Raw genomic sequence first — 21,010 nt, 5'->3', positions numbered from 1 at the left:
CTGCTAGATTATCAAATGTCAGTGCATTAATGTTATTCCATCGCAGATTAATAGAAACCGGCCTGTCACGCCGGGGGTCGCGGGTTCACTGTTTCAACATCAGCGTCCGATCAGCCAAATAAGAAAAAGCCTCTACAGAAATATAGGGGCTTTTTTCTTATGAAAAATTACCAGAATTGGTGATTCAGCCTAGGATGCAATACCTGCTAGATTATCAAATGTCAGTGCATTAATGTTATTCCATCGCAGATTAATAGAAACCGGCCTGTCACGCCGGGGGGCGCGGGTTCACTGTTTCAACATCAGCGTCCGCTCAGCCAAATAAGAAAAAGCCTCTACAGAAATGTAGGGGCTTTTTTCTTATGAAAAATCAAAATATTTGGTGTTTTTACTTAGCCAGAAACCAGCCATATGAGCTAATGTTAGTGTATTTATGTAATTCCATCGCAGATCAATAGAATCCGGCCTGTCACGCCGGAGGTTGCGGGTTCACTGTTTCAACATCAGCGTCCGCTCCGCCAAATAAGAAAAAAGCCTCTACAGAAATGTAGGGGCCTTTTTCTGTCTTAACATCAGCAAAATTGCTGTTTTAGCCTAGCCAATAATGTGGTACACATTACTGGCCATATGCTTTATGACTTATAGCTGGTTAACTAGAACGCGTAACTGACATTTAATTCTAGTGAGCGACCCGCACCAGCGATTTGTTGAAAACGGTTACTGTTGTCAGCCTTATATTCAGCAATACTCACACCGCCAAGTGGCAGTTGATAATACTCATCCAGTAAATTTTTCACTGCTATAGTCATTGTGGCATTTTGCCATTGGATATTACTGCTTAAGTTAAGCAGTGTGTAACTGTCAGCTGTGTTTTCTAAATGCTGTTCATCCACGCGGTCTTTACTCGCAACCCATAGCCAACTGAGACTATTTTGCCAATCGCCTAGCTGTTGTTGTAAAGCTAGCTTAGTTTGCAAAGGTTTTATTTGATACAGCGCTTGGTCATTGTCATCTCTTTCGCCGCGCGTGGCACTGATATTAGCGTTAAGGAGCCATTTACCACTGCGGTTTTCTGTTATTTGATATTCAGCATCTATGCGTGCACCAAACAAGGTCGCGTCCACATTTGCAAACTGTAAAATATGACGACGATTACTATCGATGCTTGTGCGATTAAAGCTGCTGACCACATTAGCGTCAATATAATTATTGATGTCGCTATACCAAGCTGTTGCAGTAAATGCTAAATCATCTTGTACTCGCTTGTAAGCCATACTCAATGTATGTGCAGTTTCTGCACTAAGGTCTGGGTTACCTATGTAGCCGTTTGCATCGCCGTACCAGCCAATCATCGTTGTCGACATGGTGCTTTGGCCCCAACTGTATCGCTCATATAAATTTGGGGCGCGGTTCTTTCGGGCTAAACCAAGTTCTATCACTTCAGTATCACTGAGTTGATAGCGAGCTAGAAGGGTGGCATCGATGTTATTGTCATTGTGCTTTCGATATAGGCCATTAAATTCATCTGCGGCCATGGCATTAACATTGGTCATGCCCATCATACTCATAGTGTTATAAGGTTGAACCTCACCTGTGCTGGTTGATACGTATTCATAACGAACACCTGCAGACAGCCACCAACGAGTATTAAGTGTTTGTTGCCACTCGCCATAAAGTGCAGCACGTTGGCGTTTGCCATCATTGATATTGACGTAGTCATTGGGGCCCATCATGGTAGAACCTTCAATCGCTGGCCATGTATCATCAAGCTGATAAACATAATATTCTTGACCAATTAATAATGTACTGTCTGAACTGATTGGCAGCAGCCAATGCAGTTGGTAACTGTAATCTTTACCCTTAGTTTCCATTGGCATCATGCCGGTTTTTTCATCGCTAAAGAAACCCATTTCATGCTCGACATTGTGCCAGTTCGCTTGGGCAGTGAACTCGCCTTCGTTTTCAAGTGTTCGTTGATAGCGCACTAATGCGCCATAACTGTCATTATTCGTCATGTCCATATACTGGTTAGCGAAACCTTGAAAGGGGATATGTTGATGGGTCAATTTGACAGCAATTTGTTGGTTGTCATCTTGCCAAGCAGCAATTAATGCATGATTTTGTGATTGGTATAAGGTGTCTAGTACTTTATCGCCGTGGCCGTCGGTATAGCTGTTAGCGTCTTCAAATGATCCTTGGTAACTAAAGCTTAATGTTTTATTTGCAACAGTGGCATTTACACCTGCGAGAATAGCGTCGTTGGTACTTCGGTAACCACTAGATATGTTACCACTTTGCCATGTCACATTGTCGCTATCGGTAAATACAGGGGTTAAGCTATTGACGTTAATTACGCCAGCAATGTTATCGCCACCGGCGCTCACCGGAGATACTCCAGCAACCACTTGGGTCGAACTAATGTGATTGGCTGACACATATGAAAGTGGCGGGTTCATCTGGTTTGCACATGATGAGGTAATATCACTGCCATCAATGAGCACCTTAATGCGATCGCCCATCATGCCATTTAAAATGGGTAATGCCGATACGCCACCCGCTTCAGAAAAGTCTACTCCTTGCTTTTCAAGTAAGCTTTGGGCTGAGCCGAGTAAGTCTTTGTTAGTCGTGTTTTGTCCATGTACTTCAACCCGCTCAATGCCTTCACTATTTTGCTTATCGTACTGCTCAGCCATTACTTGAGGTGTAATAGCAAACATTACAGCCAATGAAATTGATGAGTAAACCCATGGGTAATTTGTATTTAATTTAATGGTTTGGATTGCTTTATTTGCCAACGTCATCACCTTTATTGTTATTTTTATCAACCTTTGATGAATATATTTCAAAGGTGTTTGTCAGTTTTTTGAAATTATAACCTGCTAATAAATATGATGAATGCGACATAGTGTCGCACCTTGATAAATACCTGTCTGAGGTGATGGATGAACCATGGGGATATCAATAACCTCATATTAGTTTCTGGTATGTGGATTGATGACTTTTGTATAAAATGATTATTTTAGTGCTTGTTATTTAGCGACAAGCTTGCTTATACTGCGTGACATCTTGTCGGAGTGCCATTATGGCTGAGACCGTTTATTCGGGATCCGTTGAACCTGATCAGGCTAGAACCTGCGAAGGAAACAAGCGTAATAATCATGATTGTTGGGAAGATAAATAACGTAGTAACAAGACCGTAAATGGACGTTTACCTCCGAGTTTTTTATCGGTTTATATATCCAGTTACGTTATTACTTTAGTATTTTTCTATGTGATTATTGACGTAAGCAATAGTATTTTTATTGTTTACTGCTGCTATCAACACCTCTCCAGACAAGCAACTCTACTCTTAATATTGAGGTTGCTAATGTCAAATCCAAACCGTCGTCAAACTCGAGCTAACGCTCAACAATTTATTGATACCCTTAAACCGTTACAACATCCTAATTCTGAAAAAGTCTATTTAACGGGTAGTCGAGCTGATATCAACGTCGCTATGCGTCAGGTTAATCAAACTGAAACCGTGATTGGCGGCACCGATGCAAAACCCATTAAACAAGCCAATCCGCCTATTATGGTCTACGACTGCGCGGGTGCTTATTCTGATCCCCTTGCTGATATCAATGTGCGTGAAGGCTTACCTAAAATCCGTCAAGCATGGATTGATGAGCGCCAAGATACAGAGCAATTAACGGGTGCAAGTTCGGGTTTTACCCAACAACGACTGGCCGACGATGGACTCGATCATTTACGATTTGACGCCCTTGTCGCGCCTAAACGTGCCAAGTCGGGCAAATGCGTGACCCAAATGTATTATGCACGCCAAGGTATTATTACCCCTGAAATGGAATACATTGCCATTCGTGAAAACATGGCTCGTGCTGAAGTAACCGACACCGTATTAACCCAAAAAGCGCCTGGAGAGGCTTTTGGTGCGCATATTGGTCAGCTGATCACACCTGAGTTTGTCCGTGATGAAGTCGCTCGAGGTCGAGCGATTATTCCGTTGAATATTAACCATCCTGAAACCGAACCTATGATTATTGGGCGTAATTTTTTGGTGAAGGTGAATGCCAATATTGGTAATTCAGCGGTGACATCTTCGATTGAAGAAGAAGTTGAAAAACTGGTGTGGTCAACCCGTTGGGGTGCTGATACGGTCATGGACTTGTCGACCGGACGTTATATCCATGAAACGCGTGAGTGGCTTATCCGTAATTCGCCAGTGCCAATTGGTACCGTGCCGATTTATCAAGCATTAGAAAAGGTTAATGGCGTTGCCGAAGACCTCAGTTGGGCGGTATTTAGAGATACATTGATTGAACAAGCCGAGCAGGGCGTAGATTATTTTACGATTCATGCTGGGGTGTTATTGCGTTATGTACCCATGACCGCTAAACGCCTTACCGGCATTGTGTCACGTGGCGGTTCAATTATGGCTAAGTGGTGTTTAAGCCACCATCAAGAAAGTTTCTTATATGAACATTTTCGTGATATTTGCCAGATTTGTGCCCAATACGATGTGTCATTGTCGTTAGGCGATGGTATGCGCCCCGGTTCAATTGCCGATGCCAATGATGAAGCGCAATTTGCGGAATTAGAAACCTTAGGTGAATTGGTCAAAATTGCATGGGAATATGATGTGCAAACCATCATCGAAGGCCCTGGTCATGTGCCAATGCAATTGATTAAAGTCAATATGGAAAAGCAATTGGCCCTTTGCGACGAAGCTCCATTTTATACCTTAGGCCCACAAACAACGGATATTGCGCCGGGCTATGATCACTTCACCTCTGGTATCGGCGCCGCCATGATGGCTTGGTACGGCGTGGCGATGTTGTGTTACGTCACCCCCAAAGAACACTTAGGTTTGCCAAATAAAGAAGATGTAAAACAAGGCTTAATTGCCTACAAGATTGCAGCTCATGCTGCTGATGTCGCTAAAGGTCATCCAGGTGCGCAAGTACGTGATAATGCGTTATCAAAAGCCCGCTTTGAATTCCGTTGGGAAGATCAATATAACCTAGGTCTTGATCCTGATACCGCTCGTGCTTACCACGACGAATCGTTACCACAAGAATCGGCCAAAGTGGCTCACTTTTGTTCAATGTGTGGGCCTAAATTCTGTTCGATGAAAATAACCCACGAAGTGCGTGAATATGCCGCGAATCTTGAACAAGCTGAAGCACTTAAGATTGAAGTCTCTTCCGCTAGTGCTTATCAAGCTCAACATACGGCTCAAGCCATAAATCCGGCGGAAGCGATGGCACAAAAGTCGGCAGAGTTCAAAGCGTCGGGATCGGCGCTTTATCATGACGTCAAATCTGTCGCACAAGTTGATACTGACTTAACGGTTGAGGTGGAATAATCGCCATGAATTCATCGACATTTGTCAGTGAATCCATAACGCAAACCCCACCCATTGTCTGGACCATAGCGGGTTCAGACAGTGGTGGTGGGGCGGGGATTCAAGCTGATTTACTCACCATACAAGACTTGTCGTGTCACGGGTGTAGCGTGATAACCACTTTAACCGCACAGAACTCAGTCAGTGTGAGTCTTGTTGAAACCGTTTCTGAATCCATGTTGTTGGCTCAGTTCAGCAGTTTACTTGTCGATCTGCCGCCAGTGGCGATTAAAATTGGCCTGTTGGCATCCCAAGCACAAGTAGACATATTAGCTGGCTGTTTAGCTCAAATGCGTGCTACTCAGATGATGGTACCTTTTGTGGTGCTTGATCCTGTCATGGTCGCCAGTAGTGGTGCGAATTTTAATCCTATCGATCTCGATTTTAGCTCTCTCATTGGCTTAATTGATTTACTAACGCCAAATCAGCACGAATTGAAACGTTTATGTTCTCAGTATGCGTTCGCGCAATATTGTGATGTCGATAACAAGGTTGCTCAGCAACAGCAAATGATCTGCGATGCCAAATTGTTATCCGATACATTTAAATGCAATGTTCTCGCTAAAGGCGGTGATGCTCAATGGCAGCAACAATATGCAATAGATGTATATGTGAGTAAAAACGTTAAAGGTGCCAGTATTACACACAGTAATGCGGTGTTTATGCTAAGTAGCCAGCGGATAGCAACCACCAATAATCATGGCAGTGGTTGCACATTATCATCTGCAATAGCGTGTTTTATTGCCCATGAGTTCGTGATTCATGATGCTATTGTGCTGGCAAAAGCCTACGTCAATAAGGGACTCACTTTAGGCGTAAGCCTTGGTCAAGGACCTGGTGTCTTAGCCCGTACTGGTTGGCCTGATGATTTAGGCATGATGCCATCAATCAAGTTGGTATCTTCTGAGCATCTCGCTGATGATTCGTGCAAGCAAGCTGCACCGAATGGTTTTAAATCGCTGCATCAACCCTTGGGGATTTATCCTGTTGTAGCTGATATAGATATGCTTAAAAAATTGTTAAAAGCGGGCTGTAAGACGGTTCAATATCGTGCCAAGTTAGCTATTAATATCGATACTGATGACAGCCATGTATTAGAACGATTAACACTCGAAGCCAATATCATTGAGGCCATCAAACTCGGTCGCGAATTTCATGCTCAGTTGTTTATTAATGATCATTGGCCACTGGCGATTAAACACGGTGCGTTTGGGGTTCATTTAGGCCAAGAAGATATGGCAACTGCAGATTTAACCGCGATAGCGGCAACAGGAATGGCGTTAGGGTTATCGAGTCACAGTTATTTTGAAGCCTTATTAGCCCACCAATGTTCGCCTTCATATATTGCTCTTGGGCATATTTTTGCTACCACGACCAAGCAAATGCCTTCCGCGCCTCAAGGGCTCAGTAAACTTAAACGTTATGCCAGTTTATTTGCGCGCCATTATCCTACCGTTGCTATTGGCGGGATCGATCTCAGTAATTTGGCGTTGATTGCTGCTACAGGCGTTGGTGATGCTGCCGTTGTAAGAGCGGTGACTACTGCTGACGATCCGGCGAAGGCTTATCGAACGTTGCATCATAAATGGTTGCAGCTTACCCGAGCTTTACCTAAAGCCAATTTATCTCAGGAGGGTGTATGAGTACTTTATCTGATCGGGATTATATTCAGTATTCGCGCACCATGTTACTGAGCGATATTGGAGAAGCAGGGCAGCTTGCCATTATGAATAGCGCTGCAGTGATCATCGGTGTTGGAGGTTTAGGGCATTTAGTGGCGCACTATTTAGCAGCCGCGGGTGTTCAGAAAATACTGTTAATTGATCATGATGTGGTTGAATTATCCAATCTACCAAGGCAACTCCTGTTCAGGGCCGCTGATATTGGCAAAGCCAAAGTCAGCATTGCAAAAAATGTGCTTAGTAGCGCTTACCCTGAAATCACCATCGATGTGTTAGCACAACGAGTTACATCAGCGCATTTTAATCAGCTTGTTAAACAATTTACCGTAAAACCTGTGGTGTTTGATTGCACTGATAATGTGAGTGCGAGGCAACTGATAAACCAAATGTGTGTACAGCATCAGTTAACCTTGGTTAGTGGTGCTATCAGTGCATATCAGGGGCAATTATTTTGTATCGATTTTTCCCACACACATTCGCATTCATACAGCGGTTGCTATTGTTGTTTATATCCACTTGATACCCCCATTATGCAAAATTGTACTCAAACTGGAGTGCTAGGGCCTGCTGTGGGTATTATCGCCAGTATGCAAGCGCTGGTGGGCCTTCAGCACATCTGCAATACCTTTACCCAATACGGTGTTCTACATCGATTTAATGGTAAGGATTTACGCTGGCAGCATGCCCAAATGAGTCAAGACCCACAATGTGAAGTATGTCATCAATATCCATTAACTGATCATCAGGAGCGGTCTAATGTCACAAACTGATCCCCTCGAGCTAATAACCCTGCACCTTAATGGTGTCGAGCAACATGTTCGGGCCAATTTGAATTTGGCTGAACTACTTCTACTCAGCGATTTACCCACTCAAGGAGTGGCTATCGTGGTCAACGATACTGTTGTGCCTCGAAGTCGTTGGATGCATATAGTGTGTCAAGCCGATGACAATATCACCGTCTTTTCTGCCGTTGCTGGAGGTTAATGATGTTAACGATAGCCGATCATCAATTTTCGTCTCGGTTACTCACCGGAACAGGAAAATTTTCAGATCACAATACAATGTTACAAGCGATAGCAAGTTCTGGGTCGCAGTTAGTCACCTTAGCGATGAAGCGGATTGATTTGACTCGCGGCCATGACAATTTACTCGGTCCTTTGCAAAGTATGGGGGTTAAATTATTACCCAATACCGCTGGTGCGCGTAATGCCAAAGAAGCCATTTTTGCTGCTGAACTCGCTTATGAAATGTTGGGCACTAAATGGATTAAACTTGAAATTCATCCCGATCCCAAATACCTCATGCCCGATCCAATTGAAACATTGATTGCGGCTCAATATTTATGCGAACAAGGCTATATTGTTATGCCTTATGTGCATGCCGATCCAGTATTGTGTCGGCGCTTAGAAGAAGTTGGTTGCGCTGCGGTTATGCCACTCGGCAGTCCAATAGGCAGTAATCAAGGCTTAGCGACGGAAACATTCTTAAGCATTATTATTGAACAGGCCAATATTCCGGTAATAGTAGATGCCGGCATTGGCGCACCTTCACAAGCTTGTAGAGCTATGGAAATGGGCGCAGCAGCAGTATTGGTAAATACCGCGATTGCAAGTAGTGCCAATCCCCAACAAATGGCTAAATGTTTTGCTGAGGCAGTTGCAACAGGAAGACAAGCATATCTTGCTGGATTAGGGGCAGTGAACAACCATGCTAACGCGACCAGTCCTTTGACCGGATTCTTGTCAGAACCATCAATCAATTCGCTTGCAAAGTCAGTGAATGGTAAGGGGGGCTAGCATGACGTATTCAAGCGTATTTTCGCAATTAGCCCCCGATGCGTTATCGATGAAGCTGTATTCGACTACCGCCAAAGACGTTGAGCGGGCTTTGAAAAATCCAAGCGGTAATCTTGATAGCTTGTTGGCATTATTATCTCCAGCCGCAATGGCATATATTGAACCGATGGCGCAGCAAGCCGCTCAGCTGACTCGGCAGCGATTTGGTGCCAATATCGGTCTTTTCTTACCCTTATATTTATCAAACTTATGCGCCAACGAGTGCGATTATTGTGGCTTTAGTATGAGTAACAAGCTCAAGCGTAAAACCCTTAATAGTGATGAACTAGCAGCCGAAATGGCGATTATTAAACAACGAGGCTTTGATTCGATATTATTAGTGTCTGGTGAGCATGAAACTAAAGTTGGAATGGGGTATTTTGAGTCGGTGTTACCACTCGTTAACACGGCTTTTAATTATGTAGCAATGGAAGTTCAACCATTAGAAACTGAACAGTATCAGCGTCTTGGGGAATTTGGCGTTGATGCCGTTATGGTATATCAAGAAACCTATCGTCCACATACTTACGCTCAACATCATACACGCGGTAAAAAACAAGATTTTATCTATCGTTTAGATACCCCAGACAGAGTTGCTCAAGCGGGAATTGATAAAATTGGCCTAGGTGTATTACTTGGGTTAGATGATTGGCGACTCGATGCATTGTTAATGGGGCATCATCTTGATTATTTAGAAAAAACCTATTGGCGCAGTCGCTATAGTATTTCATTACCTCGTTTACGTCCGTGTACTGGCGGTATTACACCAAAAGTTGAATTAACCGATGCAGGATTAGTGCAAATGATCTGTGCGTTTAGATTGTTTAACTCTCAACTTGAAATCAGTTTATCAACGCGTGAGCTGCCGTCGCTGAGGGATAATTTACTGCCATTAGGGATTACCCACATGAGTGCAGGAAGCTCAACTCAACCTGGTGGTTACATGGCACCTGACAGTCAACTTGATCAATTTGAAATCAGTGATAACCGCTCTGTTGAACAGGTTATTTCACAAATTAAATTACGAGGGATGAATCCAGTATGGAAAGATTGGGAGATGGGTTGGGTTAACGGCTAACTTTTGTTTGAAAACTGTACATATTAGTCGGTTTAGGCCATAATAAATCGACTTTTTTAAAATCAGGAGTAGTATTATGCAAGTTCAATCAGCCTATGCGTCAGGTATGCAGGGATTGCAAAGTGCTCAACAAGGTTTAGCGCAAGCAACAACATCTGTTGCGATGCCAGATCAACAAAAACCGGCTGTGTCTAATTCACCAAGCCAAGATACTGTGACCTTAAGTTCTCGTGCTGTTGGGCAAACTGACACCACATCAGCTTTAGTGTCTGCGACTGAATCATCCAACCAAGCTCAAGCATCTGCTAAAGTGATTGAAGTAGCTTCTGAGACTGTTGGCAGTTTGATTGATATTGAAGTGTAATCATGAATGCGGCGATGGTTTCTGCAAACACTGGGTCAGTTAATAATACTGCCCAACTTAACCACCGCAATTCATTGTCCACGCCGCAAGCTCAACCACATGCACAAGCAATCAATAGTGCTCAAACAACAAATAGCATTCAAGTCAGTAACCCTCGATCTGACCCCACTATTGCTGTAGACATTCAATCTGGAAATATCCAGTCAGGTTCAGTTAAAAACAGCTCGCTCAAATCCAGTTCATTTCAAACTACGGTCTCATCAACAGCGGCGTTTAAGGTACCGATAGACCTTAAACCCACTATAAGCACAGATACTCAGCATAACTCTACATCTAGCTTAACTGCGAGCAATGAAACCAAGTCTCAAAAAATCATTGTTGCTGATACATTCAATAGTTACAGCTTAAAAAGTGGTCCACTTAATCTTACTGGAGTATTAAATCGTTCACCTACTCCAATCCAAGCAAGTGATACCGTTGCTGGGACATTTGTGAGTACCGATACACCAGCCGCAACGAGTCATGGTGAAGCCGTTAATGCTCAACAGCCAGTAGTTAATATTTTTACTCAGCCATCTGATACTTCAGCTGCAGCAATAAATAGTACGGACCAAAATTCAACAGTGGATGATCCGTCAGTCAATGCAGAATCTCAAACATCAAACCGTCAAGCTGAAACAGCAGCTCAACAAGTTGAGCAACAGGTAAAAGACAAACAACAACAAATTGAACAAGCTGAAATTAAACAAATTGATCAACTGGCACAACGAGATACCGAAGTTAAAACCCACGAACAAGCCCACGCAGCAGTGGGAGGAAGTTTGGCACAAAGCCCGAGTTATCAATATGAAAAAGGCCCCGATGGACGTCGCTATGCGGTGGATGGTGAGGTCAATATCGATGTGTCTACTGTTGATGGTGATGCGCAAGCAACGTTAAGTAAAATGCAGAAAGTGTATGCCGCTGCGATGGCGCCAGTACAGCCGTCAATGGCTGATATTCGTGTGGCGGCGCAAGCATTACAAAACATGAATGAAGCAAAGAAAGAGTTAATAACAAGTAATTCAGATGCTTTGTCATCAACAACAACAACGAATACTTCCATATCGCAAAACAGTCAAACTTTAACCAATGATCCTCTTAATGCTGATGATTCAAACATGAGTTTATTGTCTCCAAATCGTTCATTATCAGCAGAACAGCGTCATTCTACTATGGCAAACGACACTGCAGCAGTTGACGATTCAACTAGTCAGTCTCTACCTTTCCCAGAACGTTATTCACAACAGCATCAATCCATCGAAATCTACGTGTAGTTTTTTTCGATGTCTCCGCAGTATGCATTCAACACTCACTAAATTCGATAATTTAGCGATGGTAAATTATCTGAACTCGATATTAACGACTTAATCAGAACTTGGCTGAACGCATCCTAGTATCGCAAGCCAAATCATAATGCCCTATGTATATTTTGCCAAATGAGCTAATTTATATGGATGCTAAGATGTTTAATTGAAAGTGCAGGGAACAATGATTTTTCAGCGATTTGTGCAAGATAAGGATTCACGAGCATGACAAAAATCATGTGTTATGTAGAAGCTGACTTGAATAAGTCGCCATATTGATTAAATATCTACAACACCAAATCTAAGTAAATTTTTTTATACTGATAATCAGCCATTAAAAGGTAAGTTATGCTGTTTTAAAATTAAGCTTTCTAATAACTTACAAGCAGGGCCTTGCTGATCGCGATTAGGGACAACCAGATTCAATATTGCTTTTCGATTATTACCTCCACGCAAATGAAGACGGATGAGTTGTTTATTTTGCAATTCTTGCTGCACAACAAAGTTCGGGATCCAACAAAAGCCAATGTTACGCGCTAAAATCGATTTTGCCTCATGAAAGTTTGATACCGTCCAACGTTGTTCCGCTTTAAGCCAACCAATATCATTGGTTGCATTTATTCCCGTATCTTTAATCACAATTTGTAAATGCTGGGCTAACTGCTTGTCATCATCAATGCGTTCTAATTGCGCAAGCGGATGGTCTGGATGACACACAAGTTCAAAATTTAATTCACATAATGGCTCTGCAATATGGCCTTTGGGTGGTGTAGCGCAAATAGCAATGTCGACTTCATTATTAAGCACAAGTTCATGAGTACCAGTGATCACCGAGTCGATAATCGTTACCCTTGTACCACGACTTTGAGGTAAAAATTCGTCTAGAGCTGCCACTAGAGTGTCCATCGGATAAATGATTTCTCTGGCAATGGTAAGGTTAGGTTCCCAACCTTGTCCTAAATTTGAGGCTAATTGTTCTAGCTCTTCAACCGATTGAGTTAAATGACGAGAACGACGTAATAACACTTCTCCTTGCTCGGTTAAATAGGCTTTGCGGCCTTTTACTTCGAGTAAGTTAATCCCCAGTTGATGCTGCAACTTGGCCACCGCATGGTTTAGTGACGATTGGCTCTTGTTGAGCTTTTCTGCAGCCTGAGCATAGCCTCCAAAATCAACGACAGCTTGGACAATTCGCCATTGTTCTAAGGTTGATTTAGCTCGGCTCATTAAGTGTTCTCTTTATTGTTGAGTAAAAATGACGGAAAATCATAGCTTTGTTTGAAATAAAAAAGGCAAATGCACTGCATTTGCCTCAAACGTATCACTGCTAATATTTAGTGTGATTTAGCATCGTTCATAGACGCTTTAGGCTTAACAAGTTTTGGTAAGTATTTCTTGGTACTAGAAATATTATTTAAATATGGTCCTTTATGTAACGTTTCAGGCCACTCTAATAACATCATTGCTAATACGTTTCTGTGTTCACCAGAAGATAATTCAACTTTGCCATGTGGTGAGGGGATCATCATTGTTTTAGGATCGTAAGCCGCAATCACATGCTTTTTCACTTTCTCTACAACTGGGTTATCGCCGTTACCAGTAATTAAGAAACTAATACCCACTTCAGTAATAATATCTTCAGTAGTATCGGTTAAAATGCGATCAATGTTGTTTTCAAAGTAATCTAAAATCCACTGATACTCTTTTGGATCGACTGGATGTTGATAATACTCGCTAGCTGAAAAAATAAAGTGAGTCATACCATAAACTTTGTTTTTATATTGGCCTTTTTTGAGCTTATCATCATTACTATCTGGATAGGTTTTAATGAAAGCTTGTTTGTAAGCTTGGTAATAGTCGCCAACACCGATTTGCTTGGCCCAATATACATAGTTGATTAACTGCGCGGCCCAAGCTTTGATCATTTTTGGATCAGTGAAAGCGGGTTCTAAATTAGCACTTTTTAGGGTTTTTATCATTAAATCATGACAAGGTCCGGTAAAGCCAAACTCATCGACTCGACTGGCATAGCGCAATAGCACATCGGTATATAACATAAAGTTAGGGTAAGGAGCGATGGCTTCCTTACGGGCGGTAGCCCGTGGGCCAGAGCCTAATTTATCCGCTTCAATTTTTGATTCACTTTTAATAAAACCGGGTTTATCCAGATTACAAGAATAGTATGCTTGGCGTTCTGCAATGGTGAGCAAATCGATTAATGAACCGTTAGCGTATTTTGCTTCCCCAGTCATACGGAATTGACGTATAGCATAATGGCCTTGTACACGAGGCGGTAATGAATAAAGATTAGTTTCTAAATTGGTTTTAATGCCTTGATAAACTTGGTCAGCAGTTAACTTATGTGGTGTTTTTTCAACGGACTCTTTTGCGAACGCCACACTACTAAACAACGTAGCTGATAATAGTAAGTACGAGAGTGTTTTACTCTTGCGTAGTTCCAGCATGTTTAAATCTCCTGATAAGTGAATGTGGGTCTATTGGTGGGCCAATAAGCTGCTCAAGTTGATCGTCTAAAGTTAAATGTGTTTCGTTTACAACCAATAAATTAAATATCGCGCGAGTCGATATATTGGTCGGTGTGTCAGCAATGATTAATTGAGTCAATGCGGTTTGCCATAAAGGAAGATAATGATTAATTCCTTCATTAGCAATAGCTTGATAACTATATATTGCGTCCGTTGCATTTGGCCATGGTAGGCCAAAGCTTTGCTCAAAAGCCACTGATAGTGGTTGATTATGACTTAACCAAATATCCTGCTGTGTACCTTTGAAATTACCTTTATATTGATAAAAAGCCAGTGAAATCTTTGTCCTAAATACCCATAATTGCTGTTGATATTGTGCTGCTAATTGGTGTCTTTTAGGCAATTGGGATAAGTTCAGCTGTTGTGTAATGTAGTGTGCTAACCACTGTGTTGCAATCGCATGGGCATCAGTGTTTTGTGCTCTATTGGTAATAAAATAAAACTGCCCACCTTGCGCCAAGGATACTATTGCTTGGCTTAATCTGTTAATTAATTTTTGTTGTTGTTTCACATGGATTAATTGCGATGGAAAACTTAGCGAATATTGGCCAAATTGATGACCGACAACAGTTTGTTTTATCAATTGACCATCTATATTTAATGGATTGTGCTGCTTATCTTGTGGGTAGGTGAAAATTTCACCCAGTAATCGCTGTTGGTGCCAAACGCGTATGAGGTGTGCCTCACTTAAGCTGCTATGTTGACTGTCTGCAAGCGATGTCGTTTTATTTATTTTAGGATCGTCTATTTTATCATCGTCTATTGTGATCAGTTCAAACTTGAGATCTAAAGCTTTAAGGCTTTCGAATATTTGCTGTAAAAATGCATCCGTAGTAATCGATTTTATAGCCGATGAATTACTTACCCGACTAAGGGCATGGGCAATATTCCATGGCGCGATACCAAGATTACTTGTTTGGCTGGCTAAGAATTGCTCTAACAACGGCGGGGTTAGCCCATGAGATGAGAGTTGTGCCTGTGCGCTATTATCATAGTCTTGAAGAATTGCGTGCTGCTGTTGTAATTGATGGATCAATGCAAGCGCTGGAGCTTGTTTGTCTTTTGCGCGAATTTGATAGGCAAGCCAAACCTGTTTTCTACAGTGTTCATTGGGTTGTGTAATTAAATATTTAGCAATACGAATATCAATATTAGTATTGCTGCTCTCTGAACTAAGTTCATTGGATATTACACAGTCTTGCTGATTAAATTGCATGCTGAAGAGTCGTTGAGACAATGCTTGATTATTACTTGCCTGGGCGCTGTGCAGTTTTGACTTTTCGATTAGCTCCCACTGTGATTGTCTTATGGCGACTAAGCGTTGTCCTAATTGATCATAAGGCGGTCGAAGCTGTAACAACTGATCAATTAAGCGTTGGGTATTGGCTGCTGTAGCTAACGCATAAAGTTCATCGGCAAGGTGTAATTGGCACCATAATAAGCCTTGCCTATTTAGGCTGTCGTTGGCGAAAGGGCGGTAATATTGAATTCTGTCGTTGATATTATTTAACGCAATTGTGCGCTTTTCAAATTCAACAGCTTGTTGTTCAACAGACTGAAAAGAAACAAGCTTGTCTTGTCCTAAATCAGGTTGATATTGTAAGCACTGTTCGACGAACAGTGCTAAGGGATTAGCCACAGCGCTTGCTGTGGCTAAAAGATTAAAAAATAGGGTTGCTACAAAAATGCTTTTTAGCATAAGCCACGCGTTCCTCAACTGACATTGTTGAGCTTTTCATCGCTTCTACATGCTTAAGTCGAGGTAAAATCCCTCTACCATTGGCAATTTGAATGGTTAGACCAGGACGGGCATTCAATTCAAGTAACAGTGGGCCTTTGTTTTTATCTAACACCATGTCAGTACCTAAATACCCGAGCTCACACATTTCATAGGCACTTGATGCTGTGTGGAGTAAGGTTTCCCAATGAGGAACTTTGATGTTCGACAGTGGAAAGTGAGTATCAGGATGCTTATCAACGGGTAAGTCAAATTGCACAGCATGCAAACTGTGTCCGGTAGCGATATCTAAGCCAACACCTACAGCGCCTTGGTGTAAGTTAGCTTTACCATCTGATGCTGCAGTTGATAAACGTAACATTCCCATGACAGGAAAGCCTTTAAACACAATTAAGCGGATGTCTGGGACACCCTCATAACTTAAGCCTTCAAAGACTGGGTCAAATTCAATTAACCCTTCAACAATTGCGACATCAGGCTTACCGCCGAGAGAGAATAAACCACTTAAAATATTAGATACATGGCGATAAATTTCGCTATGAGTCACTTCGTGGCCATTGGGCTTGTAATAACAGCCATTACTCACTCTGGTGATCACCATAATGCCTTTACCGCCAGAACCTTTTGCTGGCTTTATCACAAAACCGCTACGGTCGAGGACCATAGCTGGGATTTCTTGGATTTTATGTTGTTCATGAACAACCCCAATTAAATCGGGAACGGCTATGCCATTAGCAAGCGCAAGTTGCTTAGTAATTAGTTTGTCATCAACGCGTTTATAAAACTTACGCTGATTATAACGACCAATATAGCTAATATTGCGCCTGTTCATGTTGAGTACACCGCTACGGCTCAATTCCCAGGGCCAGGCGTACTTCATTATTGCTCTCCAACTAATGGTTTAAAGCGTTTTAATTCAGTTAAACGGTAACCTGTGTACTGTCCCATCACTAATACCAACGCTAAAATCACTAAGTGAATGCCTAAGAAGTTGAATACCCAATGCTGAACTAATTGGTTGTCCATGGCTAAGTACGCCAATGTGGCCACAAATAAGCTACCGCCACCTGATACAAAGACTTTCTTAGGGCCTTCTTCTTCCCACAGAATAGACATGCGCTCAATGGTCCACGCAAGAATGATCATCGGGAAGAAGGTAATCGTTAAGCCTTCACTTAAGCCTAATTTGAATGAAATTAAGGTAAATAAGCCGATAATAAAAATAACCACAATAATTACCGCCGATATTCGGGATATGAGCAGTAAGTTAAGCGTCGACAGATAGGAACGGATCATTAAACCAAAGGCAACAATAAGCAAAAAGCCAATTAAGCCGGTTAGTAGGGTCGTTTGAATAAACGCTAGAGCGATCAATACCGGCATAAAAGTACCAGATGTTTTGATGCCGACAATGACGCGTAAGAACACCACTACTAATACCCCAATTGGGATTAACAGAATGCCCTTAAATGTGCTTTGTTCTTCAAGCGGTAACTGATACAAAGAGAAATCCATTGCATCGTCATTCATCATCATGTCGATAGAGGTGGCTAATGCAGAACGAGTATCTTGCAGCATTGAGAAGTTAACTAATGAGCTAGTTCCTCCCATAACATCAAGTACTGAGTGGCCAGTGTATTCCCATAATACTAAAGTATTGTCACGGCCTTTTTTGTTGTTTGGAACGTCAAAAAGTTCCCATTGACCGTTATTGTAAACTTGAACGTATGATGTGAGCTGCTGACGACGTCGTTGATCTTCAAGTTGCAAACCGTTAACAATACGTGCAGGTACCCCTTTTGAGTGCAACATGTGCACAAACAAATTGGTTGAGGTGTTAGCCGATAATAACAACGCCATATTTTGGCTCTGATCATTATCGTTAATCAAATTCATTAACTGCTGAGCAAACGACAGGTTAGTAGCACTGCGAGCCCAGACTTCTTCAATGACTTGCTCTGCTGCTGATTTCTCTGTTGCAGGCCATGAATATAATTCTGGCGTGGCAGGTTCTTCGACGGCTTCAATATTAAGCTTGCCTGTGGGTACCAAAGTGACTCGGTAATACAATGCTTGTGAGCCAGAAGCCTCACGAATAGACCACACGGCGCGACGGTTATTAGTATCTTCTGAAATATTTAAGCCATAACCTGGTGATGATGCATTTTCAACTAAGATGTCAAATGCAGGATCGTTAGGTAATGAGAAATTGACCTCAGCAGGTTGATTCTTTCCATTAAAACTTATTTTGGCATCAACGGCCCAACTTTGTACCTGGTCCCCAGGTAAAAAAGGCACATTGTGTTCGATACCACGATATATGCTGGTGCTGATCCCGATGATAAATAGCAACGCAACGAATATGTAAAACGGTTTACGAGAATGCATTACGGATCCTACTTAATTAACGTGGTAATTTGGTTTTTGGCTTTACCATGAATGTAGATTTGGCCTACATCAACAATGGCAATATCTTTCATAAACTTGCGACCTAGTAATAAAGGATAATCTAGGTGGCTTCGATCCGTTAGGTTTAAATCTGTTTCGGCGGCATATTTACCTATTTTTAAATGGGCATGGATTACTGGACGACGATCATCAGCCGTATCTGCATCTTGTTTAATACGAACAAAGCGTTCAACTTTAGATTCAAAGGTGTTTGCAGGTTGTTCAGTGTTATTAGTTATCACATCATAGCGAACCCACTGTACGCCTTCTCGTTCAAATAATACGATATTGCGTGCGTCTAGAGATGATGACTCTGCACCAGTATCAATGCGTGTGGCAAACTTTAATTTTACTTCATCTATGTAGACACTTTCGACTTCACCAAGTAGAAACTTCTCACCAATAATGGCTTCAGGACATTGCTGTGGGACCGCCACAGGCTTTGGTGTAGGTGGTTGAACAATAATTGTTTTTGGTTTTTGACTCATTGCGGTGCTTACCTGAGTCTTCAACTTTCTAATTTCGTCAGAAAGCGCACTAATGTCATTTGTCTGCTGACTATTTTGTACATTGATGGCATCAATAATGACGGTTTGCGAAACTTGCAAACTGCTATTCAAATCAGCATTGGTCAGCGGTGGTGTTATTGTTTTTTGGGTGGCGGTACAACCCGATAATAGTGCCGCTGCAACGGATAGAGCAATTACCTGCTTTAACATGTCAATTCCTGTTGAATAGTAATATTTATACTAAATCGTGATTCGGTTGGTTCTTTGTTGCAATGATGATAGCCCTCTTAGGCGCGGGATAACCTTCTACGGTTAAACTCACATCATTTGGATCGAGATAATCGACTAGAGATTCATTTTTCATCCAGTGGGTGCTGCGTTGTTCTGCTAGTGAGGTGATATCGATATCTACACAACGAATATCAATAAACTCACATTTCTTTAACCATAACATTAAGGCTGCAACTGATGGTATAAACCAAACGTTGTTCATTTTGCCATATCTATCTTGTGGAACAAGTACCGCATTTTCATCGCCATCAATCACCAGTGTTTCAAGTACCAATTCACCACCCACTCTTAATTGGTCACGTAATTGTAGTAAATGATCTATCGGAGAGCGACGATGATAGAGTACGCCCATCGAGAATACGGTATCAAAGGCATCTAATGCGGGTAATTCCTCTATCCCTAATGGCAGCAAATATACCGGGTGCTGATTACCTGCAACTCGCTTGATAGCTTCAAATTGACATAAAAATAATGGCGAAGGGTCAATCCCTACAACACGAGTTGCACCATCACCTAACATCCGCCACATGTGGTAGCCACTACCGCAACCAACATCTAACACTGTGCGATTTTTTAACGGTGAAATAAAGTTTTTAACTCGGTCCCATTTCCAATCACTGCGCCATTCTGTATCAATTTGAATGCCATGAACGGAAAATGGACCTTTACGCCACGGTTGAAACACCGCCAGTAAATTAGTCAGTTTTTCGACTTGTCCTAGGCTGAGTTGTTCCCCGGTTCCAATTGTTACACTGCTGCTAAAATCTATTTTATCCGGTTGAGGATAATGTAATTTGTTGAGCACTTTTTCCCATTTAGGTAAATTGCCGTGTTTATGATCTCGTTGCCATTTACCTAAAATTGCCGGTAATGTTTCCAACCAGTGTTGTAGGTTTGAATCAGCAATGTCTTTATAAAAAGAGCTAAAATTGATCATTTAATGGCTACCATAGATGCAAAGTTAAAACATTGAAACCAGACTGAGAAGTGACTAAAGCCGTTTTCAGTTAAGCGTTGTTGGTGGACATTTAAGCTGTCTGGACGCATAACGTTTTCTAATGCACTGCGTTTTTGACTTATTTCGAGCTCACTATACCCATTTGCACGCTTAAAATCTAAATGCTGTTCATCTAATAACTGTTGAATTTGATTATCTTCAAAGAATAATTTTTCTGAAATGACTAAAATTCCACCGGGTAACATACCGTCGTAAATACGTTTTATTAGGGCGTCGCGATCATGGGTCGGTAGAAATTGTAGGGTAAAGTTGAGCACCACCATCGACGCATTCTGGATGTCGATATCTCTGATATCAGCACACAATAAATTGACTTGAATGTCGCTGACATACGCAGCAAGATTTTCAGTACAACGCTCAATCATAGACTGGCTATTGTCTACCGCATAAATTTGACATCCGCGCCCTTCAATTTGACGACGAATACTTAATGTAGCTGAGCCTAACGAACTACCGAGATCGTATATATTGCTTTGGGGCGTGACAAAGCGATTAGCAAAATCACCAATGGTATTGATAATTTGTGCGTACCCAGGAACAGAGCGGCGGATCATGTCATTAAATACACCAGCAACACGTTGATCAAATTGAAAATCAGTAATTTGGTCGGTCACATGAGCGTATATCTTATCTTGTTGAGAGTTCATCAGCTGTAATGTGGAAAAGTTAGAAATGTATTTTAGCTAATGATGGTGAACTGCAGCAAGTATCTAGCTAATAATTTGTGAGTTTTTTTTCAAATAGTTGA

At 41.8% G+C, this 21,010-nt stretch carries 17 protein-coding genes and 1 riboswitch; of the genes, 8 read left to right on the top strand and 9 right to left on the bottom strand.

The genetic code is table 11. The features are described 5' to 3' along the window. Positions 1 to 653: 653 nt before the first annotated feature. Positions 654 to 2,801 carry a TonB-dependent receptor plug domain-containing protein gene (locus AAEY98_RS20440; RefSeq protein ID WP_351019204.1) on the bottom strand — a complete coding sequence of 716 codons (2,148 nt, stop codon included), beginning with the start codon at positions 2,799 to 2,801 and terminating at the stop codon, positions 654 to 656. Between the two features lie 259 nt (positions 2,802 to 3,060). Further along, a riboswitch (TPP riboswitch) is annotated at positions 3,061 to 3,160 on the top strand. Between the two features lie 207 nt (positions 3,161 to 3,367). Between AAEY98_RS20440 and thiC the strand changes: the two genes are divergently transcribed. The 8 genes from thiC to AAEY98_RS20400 all read left to right on the top strand — a co-directional run bounded on the left by thiC (position 3,368) and on the right by AAEY98_RS20400 (position 11,682). After that, positions 3,368 to 5,368 carry a phosphomethylpyrimidine synthase ThiC gene (thiC, locus tag AAEY98_RS20435; protein WP_162023267.1) on the top strand — a complete coding sequence of 667 codons (2,001 nt, stop codon included), beginning with the start codon at positions 3,368 to 3,370 and terminating at the stop codon, positions 5,366 to 5,368. Between the two features lie 5 nt (positions 5,369 to 5,373). Continuing rightward, positions 5,374 to 7,050: a bifunctional hydroxymethylpyrimidine kinase/phosphomethylpyrimidine kinase gene (locus tag AAEY98_RS20430; protein WP_351019201.1), complete on the top strand. Its 1,677-nt coding sequence runs from the start codon at positions 5,374 to 5,376 to the stop codon at positions 7,048 to 7,050. Further along, positions 7,047 to 7,859 (top strand): HesA/MoeB/ThiF family protein, encoded by an 813-nt coding sequence (locus AAEY98_RS20425; protein ID WP_351019198.1) that lies wholly within the window; start codon positions 7,047 to 7,049, stop codon positions 7,857 to 7,859. Before AAEY98_RS20430 ends, AAEY98_RS20425 begins: the two co-directional genes overlap by 4 nt. After that, positions 7,846 to 8,073 (top strand): sulfur carrier protein ThiS, encoded by a 228-nt coding sequence (gene thiS, locus AAEY98_RS20420; protein WP_192115025.1) that lies wholly within the window; start codon positions 7,846 to 7,848, stop codon positions 8,071 to 8,073. Before AAEY98_RS20425 ends, thiS begins: the two co-directional genes overlap by 14 nt. 2 nt (positions 8,074 to 8,075) lie before the next feature. Then, complete coding sequence (locus AAEY98_RS20415) at positions 8,076 to 8,885, top strand: thiazole synthase (RefSeq protein WP_351019207.1); 810 nt, start codon at positions 8,076 to 8,078, stop codon at positions 8,883 to 8,885. Position 8,886: 1 nt separating this feature from the next. Continuing rightward, positions 8,887 to 10,002: a 2-iminoacetate synthase ThiH gene (gene thiH / locus AAEY98_RS20410; protein WP_351019195.1), complete on the top strand. Its 1,116-nt coding sequence runs from the start codon at positions 8,887 to 8,889 to the stop codon at positions 10,000 to 10,002. Between the two features lie 76 nt (positions 10,003 to 10,078). Next, complete coding sequence (locus AAEY98_RS20405; protein ID WP_182743759.1) at positions 10,079 to 10,366, top strand: chemotaxis protein; 288 nt, start codon at positions 10,079 to 10,081, stop codon at positions 10,364 to 10,366. A 2-nt stretch (positions 10,367 to 10,368) separates the two neighbouring features. After that, positions 10,369 to 11,682: a putative metalloprotease CJM1_0395 family protein gene (locus AAEY98_RS20400; RefSeq protein WP_351019192.1), complete on the top strand. Its 1,314-nt coding sequence runs from the start codon at positions 10,369 to 10,371 to the stop codon at positions 11,680 to 11,682. A gap of 357 nt (positions 11,683 to 12,039) precedes the next feature. On the opposite strand, the gene AAEY98_RS20395 is transcribed toward AAEY98_RS20400, so the two are convergent. The 8 genes from AAEY98_RS20395 to cmoA all read right to left on the bottom strand — a co-directional run bounded on the left by AAEY98_RS20395 (position 12,040) and on the right by cmoA (position 20,909). Beyond that, positions 12,040 to 12,939, bottom strand: a complete 900-nt coding sequence (locus tag AAEY98_RS20395) for a LysR family transcriptional regulator (RefSeq protein WP_101087015.1) — start codon at positions 12,937 to 12,939, stop codon at positions 12,040 to 12,042. Positions 12,940 to 13,046: 107 nt separating this feature from the next. After that, positions 13,047 to 14,177: a DUF3541 domain-containing protein gene (locus tag AAEY98_RS20390; protein ID WP_350979753.1), complete on the bottom strand. Its 1,131-nt coding sequence runs from the start codon at positions 14,175 to 14,177 to the stop codon at positions 13,047 to 13,049. Further along, positions 14,155 to 15,957 carry a hypothetical protein gene (locus tag AAEY98_RS20385; RefSeq protein WP_351019189.1) on the bottom strand — a complete coding sequence of 601 codons (1,803 nt, stop codon included), beginning with the start codon at positions 15,955 to 15,957 and terminating at the stop codon, positions 14,155 to 14,157. Before AAEY98_RS20385 ends, AAEY98_RS20390 begins: the two co-directional genes overlap by 23 nt. Then, the gene (locus tag AAEY98_RS20380) at positions 15,920 to 16,876 is read right to left on the bottom strand and encodes an alpha-L-glutamate ligase-like protein (RefSeq protein ID WP_101087018.1); all 957 of its coding nucleotides are present in this window, start codon (positions 16,874 to 16,876) and stop codon (positions 15,920 to 15,922) included. Before AAEY98_RS20380 ends, AAEY98_RS20385 begins: the two co-directional genes overlap by 38 nt. Next, a complete protein-coding gene (locus AAEY98_RS20375) occupies positions 16,876 to 18,384 on the bottom strand; it encodes an inactive transglutaminase family protein (RefSeq protein ID WP_101087019.1) in 1,509 nt (502 codons plus the stop codon). Before AAEY98_RS20375 ends, AAEY98_RS20380 begins: the two co-directional genes overlap by 1 nt. Before the next feature lie 8 nt (positions 18,385 to 18,392). After that, positions 18,393 to 19,163 carry an ATP-dependent zinc protease family protein gene (locus tag AAEY98_RS20370; protein WP_101087020.1) on the bottom strand — a complete coding sequence of 257 codons (771 nt, stop codon included), beginning with the start codon at positions 19,161 to 19,163 and terminating at the stop codon, positions 18,393 to 18,395. A gap of 25 nt (positions 19,164 to 19,188) precedes the next feature. Next, entirely contained in the window at positions 19,189 to 20,181 is a 993-nt protein-coding gene (gene cmoB / locus AAEY98_RS20365) for a tRNA 5-methoxyuridine(34)/uridine 5-oxyacetic acid(34) synthase CmoB (protein WP_350979750.1), read from the bottom strand. Next, the gene (gene cmoA, locus AAEY98_RS20360) at positions 20,178 to 20,909 is read right to left on the bottom strand and encodes a carboxy-S-adenosyl-L-methionine synthase CmoA (protein ID WP_351019186.1); all 732 of its coding nucleotides are present in this window, start codon (positions 20,907 to 20,909) and stop codon (positions 20,178 to 20,180) included. The genes cmoB and cmoA overlap by 4 nt, the downstream gene beginning before the upstream one ends. Between the last annotated feature and the right edge of the window lie 101 nt (positions 20,910 to 21,010).

Source organism: Shewanella sp. AC91-MNA-CIBAN-0169, assembly GCF_040310165.1.
Classification (GTDB): Bacteria; Pseudomonadota; Gammaproteobacteria; order Enterobacterales; family Shewanellaceae; genus Shewanella.
This window is presented reverse-complemented; position numbering and strand designations above follow the sequence as displayed.

Excerpts from the sequence above, each read along its gene's own strand:
- AAEY98_RS20440 (WP_351019204.1), bottom strand. The coding sequence starts at position 2,801 with ATGACGTTGGCAAATAAAGCAATCCAAACCATTAAATTAAATACAAAT.
- thiC (WP_162023267.1), top strand. The coding sequence starts at position 3,368 with ATGTCAAATCCAAACCGTCGTCAAACTCGAGCTAACGCTCAACAATTT.
- AAEY98_RS20430 (WP_351019201.1), top strand. The coding sequence starts at position 5,374 with ATGAATTCATCGACATTTGTCAGTGAATCCATAACGCAAACCCCACCC.
- AAEY98_RS20425 (WP_351019198.1), top strand. The coding sequence starts at position 7,047 with ATGAGTACTTTATCTGATCGGGATTATATTCAGTATTCGCGCACCATG.
- thiS (WP_192115025.1), top strand. The coding sequence starts at position 7,846 with ATGTCACAAACTGATCCCCTCGAGCTAATAACCCTGCACCTTAATGGT.
- AAEY98_RS20415 (WP_351019207.1), top strand. The coding sequence starts at position 8,076 with ATGTTAACGATAGCCGATCATCAATTTTCGTCTCGGTTACTCACCGGA.
- thiH (WP_351019195.1), top strand. The coding sequence starts at position 8,887 with ATGACGTATTCAAGCGTATTTTCGCAATTAGCCCCCGATGCGTTATCG.
- AAEY98_RS20405 (WP_182743759.1), top strand. The coding sequence starts at position 10,079 with ATGCAAGTTCAATCAGCCTATGCGTCAGGTATGCAGGGATTGCAAAGT.
- AAEY98_RS20400 (WP_351019192.1), top strand. The coding sequence starts at position 10,369 with ATGAATGCGGCGATGGTTTCTGCAAACACTGGGTCAGTTAATAATACT.
- AAEY98_RS20395 (WP_101087015.1), bottom strand. The coding sequence starts at position 12,939 with ATGAGCCGAGCTAAATCAACCTTAGAACAATGGCGAATTGTCCAAGCT.
- AAEY98_RS20390 (WP_350979753.1), bottom strand. The coding sequence starts at position 14,177 with ATGCTGGAACTACGCAAGAGTAAAACACTCTCGTACTTACTATTATCA.
- AAEY98_RS20385 (WP_351019189.1), bottom strand. The coding sequence starts at position 15,957 with ATGCTAAAAAGCATTTTTGTAGCAACCCTATTTTTTAATCTTTTAGCC.
- AAEY98_RS20380 (WP_101087018.1), bottom strand. The coding sequence starts at position 16,876 with ATGAAGTACGCCTGGCCCTGGGAATTGAGCCGTAGCGGTGTACTCAAC.
- AAEY98_RS20375 (WP_101087019.1), bottom strand. The coding sequence starts at position 18,384 with ATGCATTCTCGTAAACCGTTTTACATATTCGTTGCGTTGCTATTTATC.
- AAEY98_RS20370 (WP_101087020.1), bottom strand. The coding sequence starts at position 19,163 with ATGTTAAAGCAGGTAATTGCTCTATCCGTTGCAGCGGCACTATTATCG.
- cmoB (WP_350979750.1), bottom strand. The coding sequence starts at position 20,181 with ATGATCAATTTTAGCTCTTTTTATAAAGACATTGCTGATTCAAACCTA.
- cmoA (WP_351019186.1), bottom strand. The coding sequence starts at position 20,909 with ATGAACTCTCAACAAGATAAGATATACGCTCATGTGACCGACCAAATT.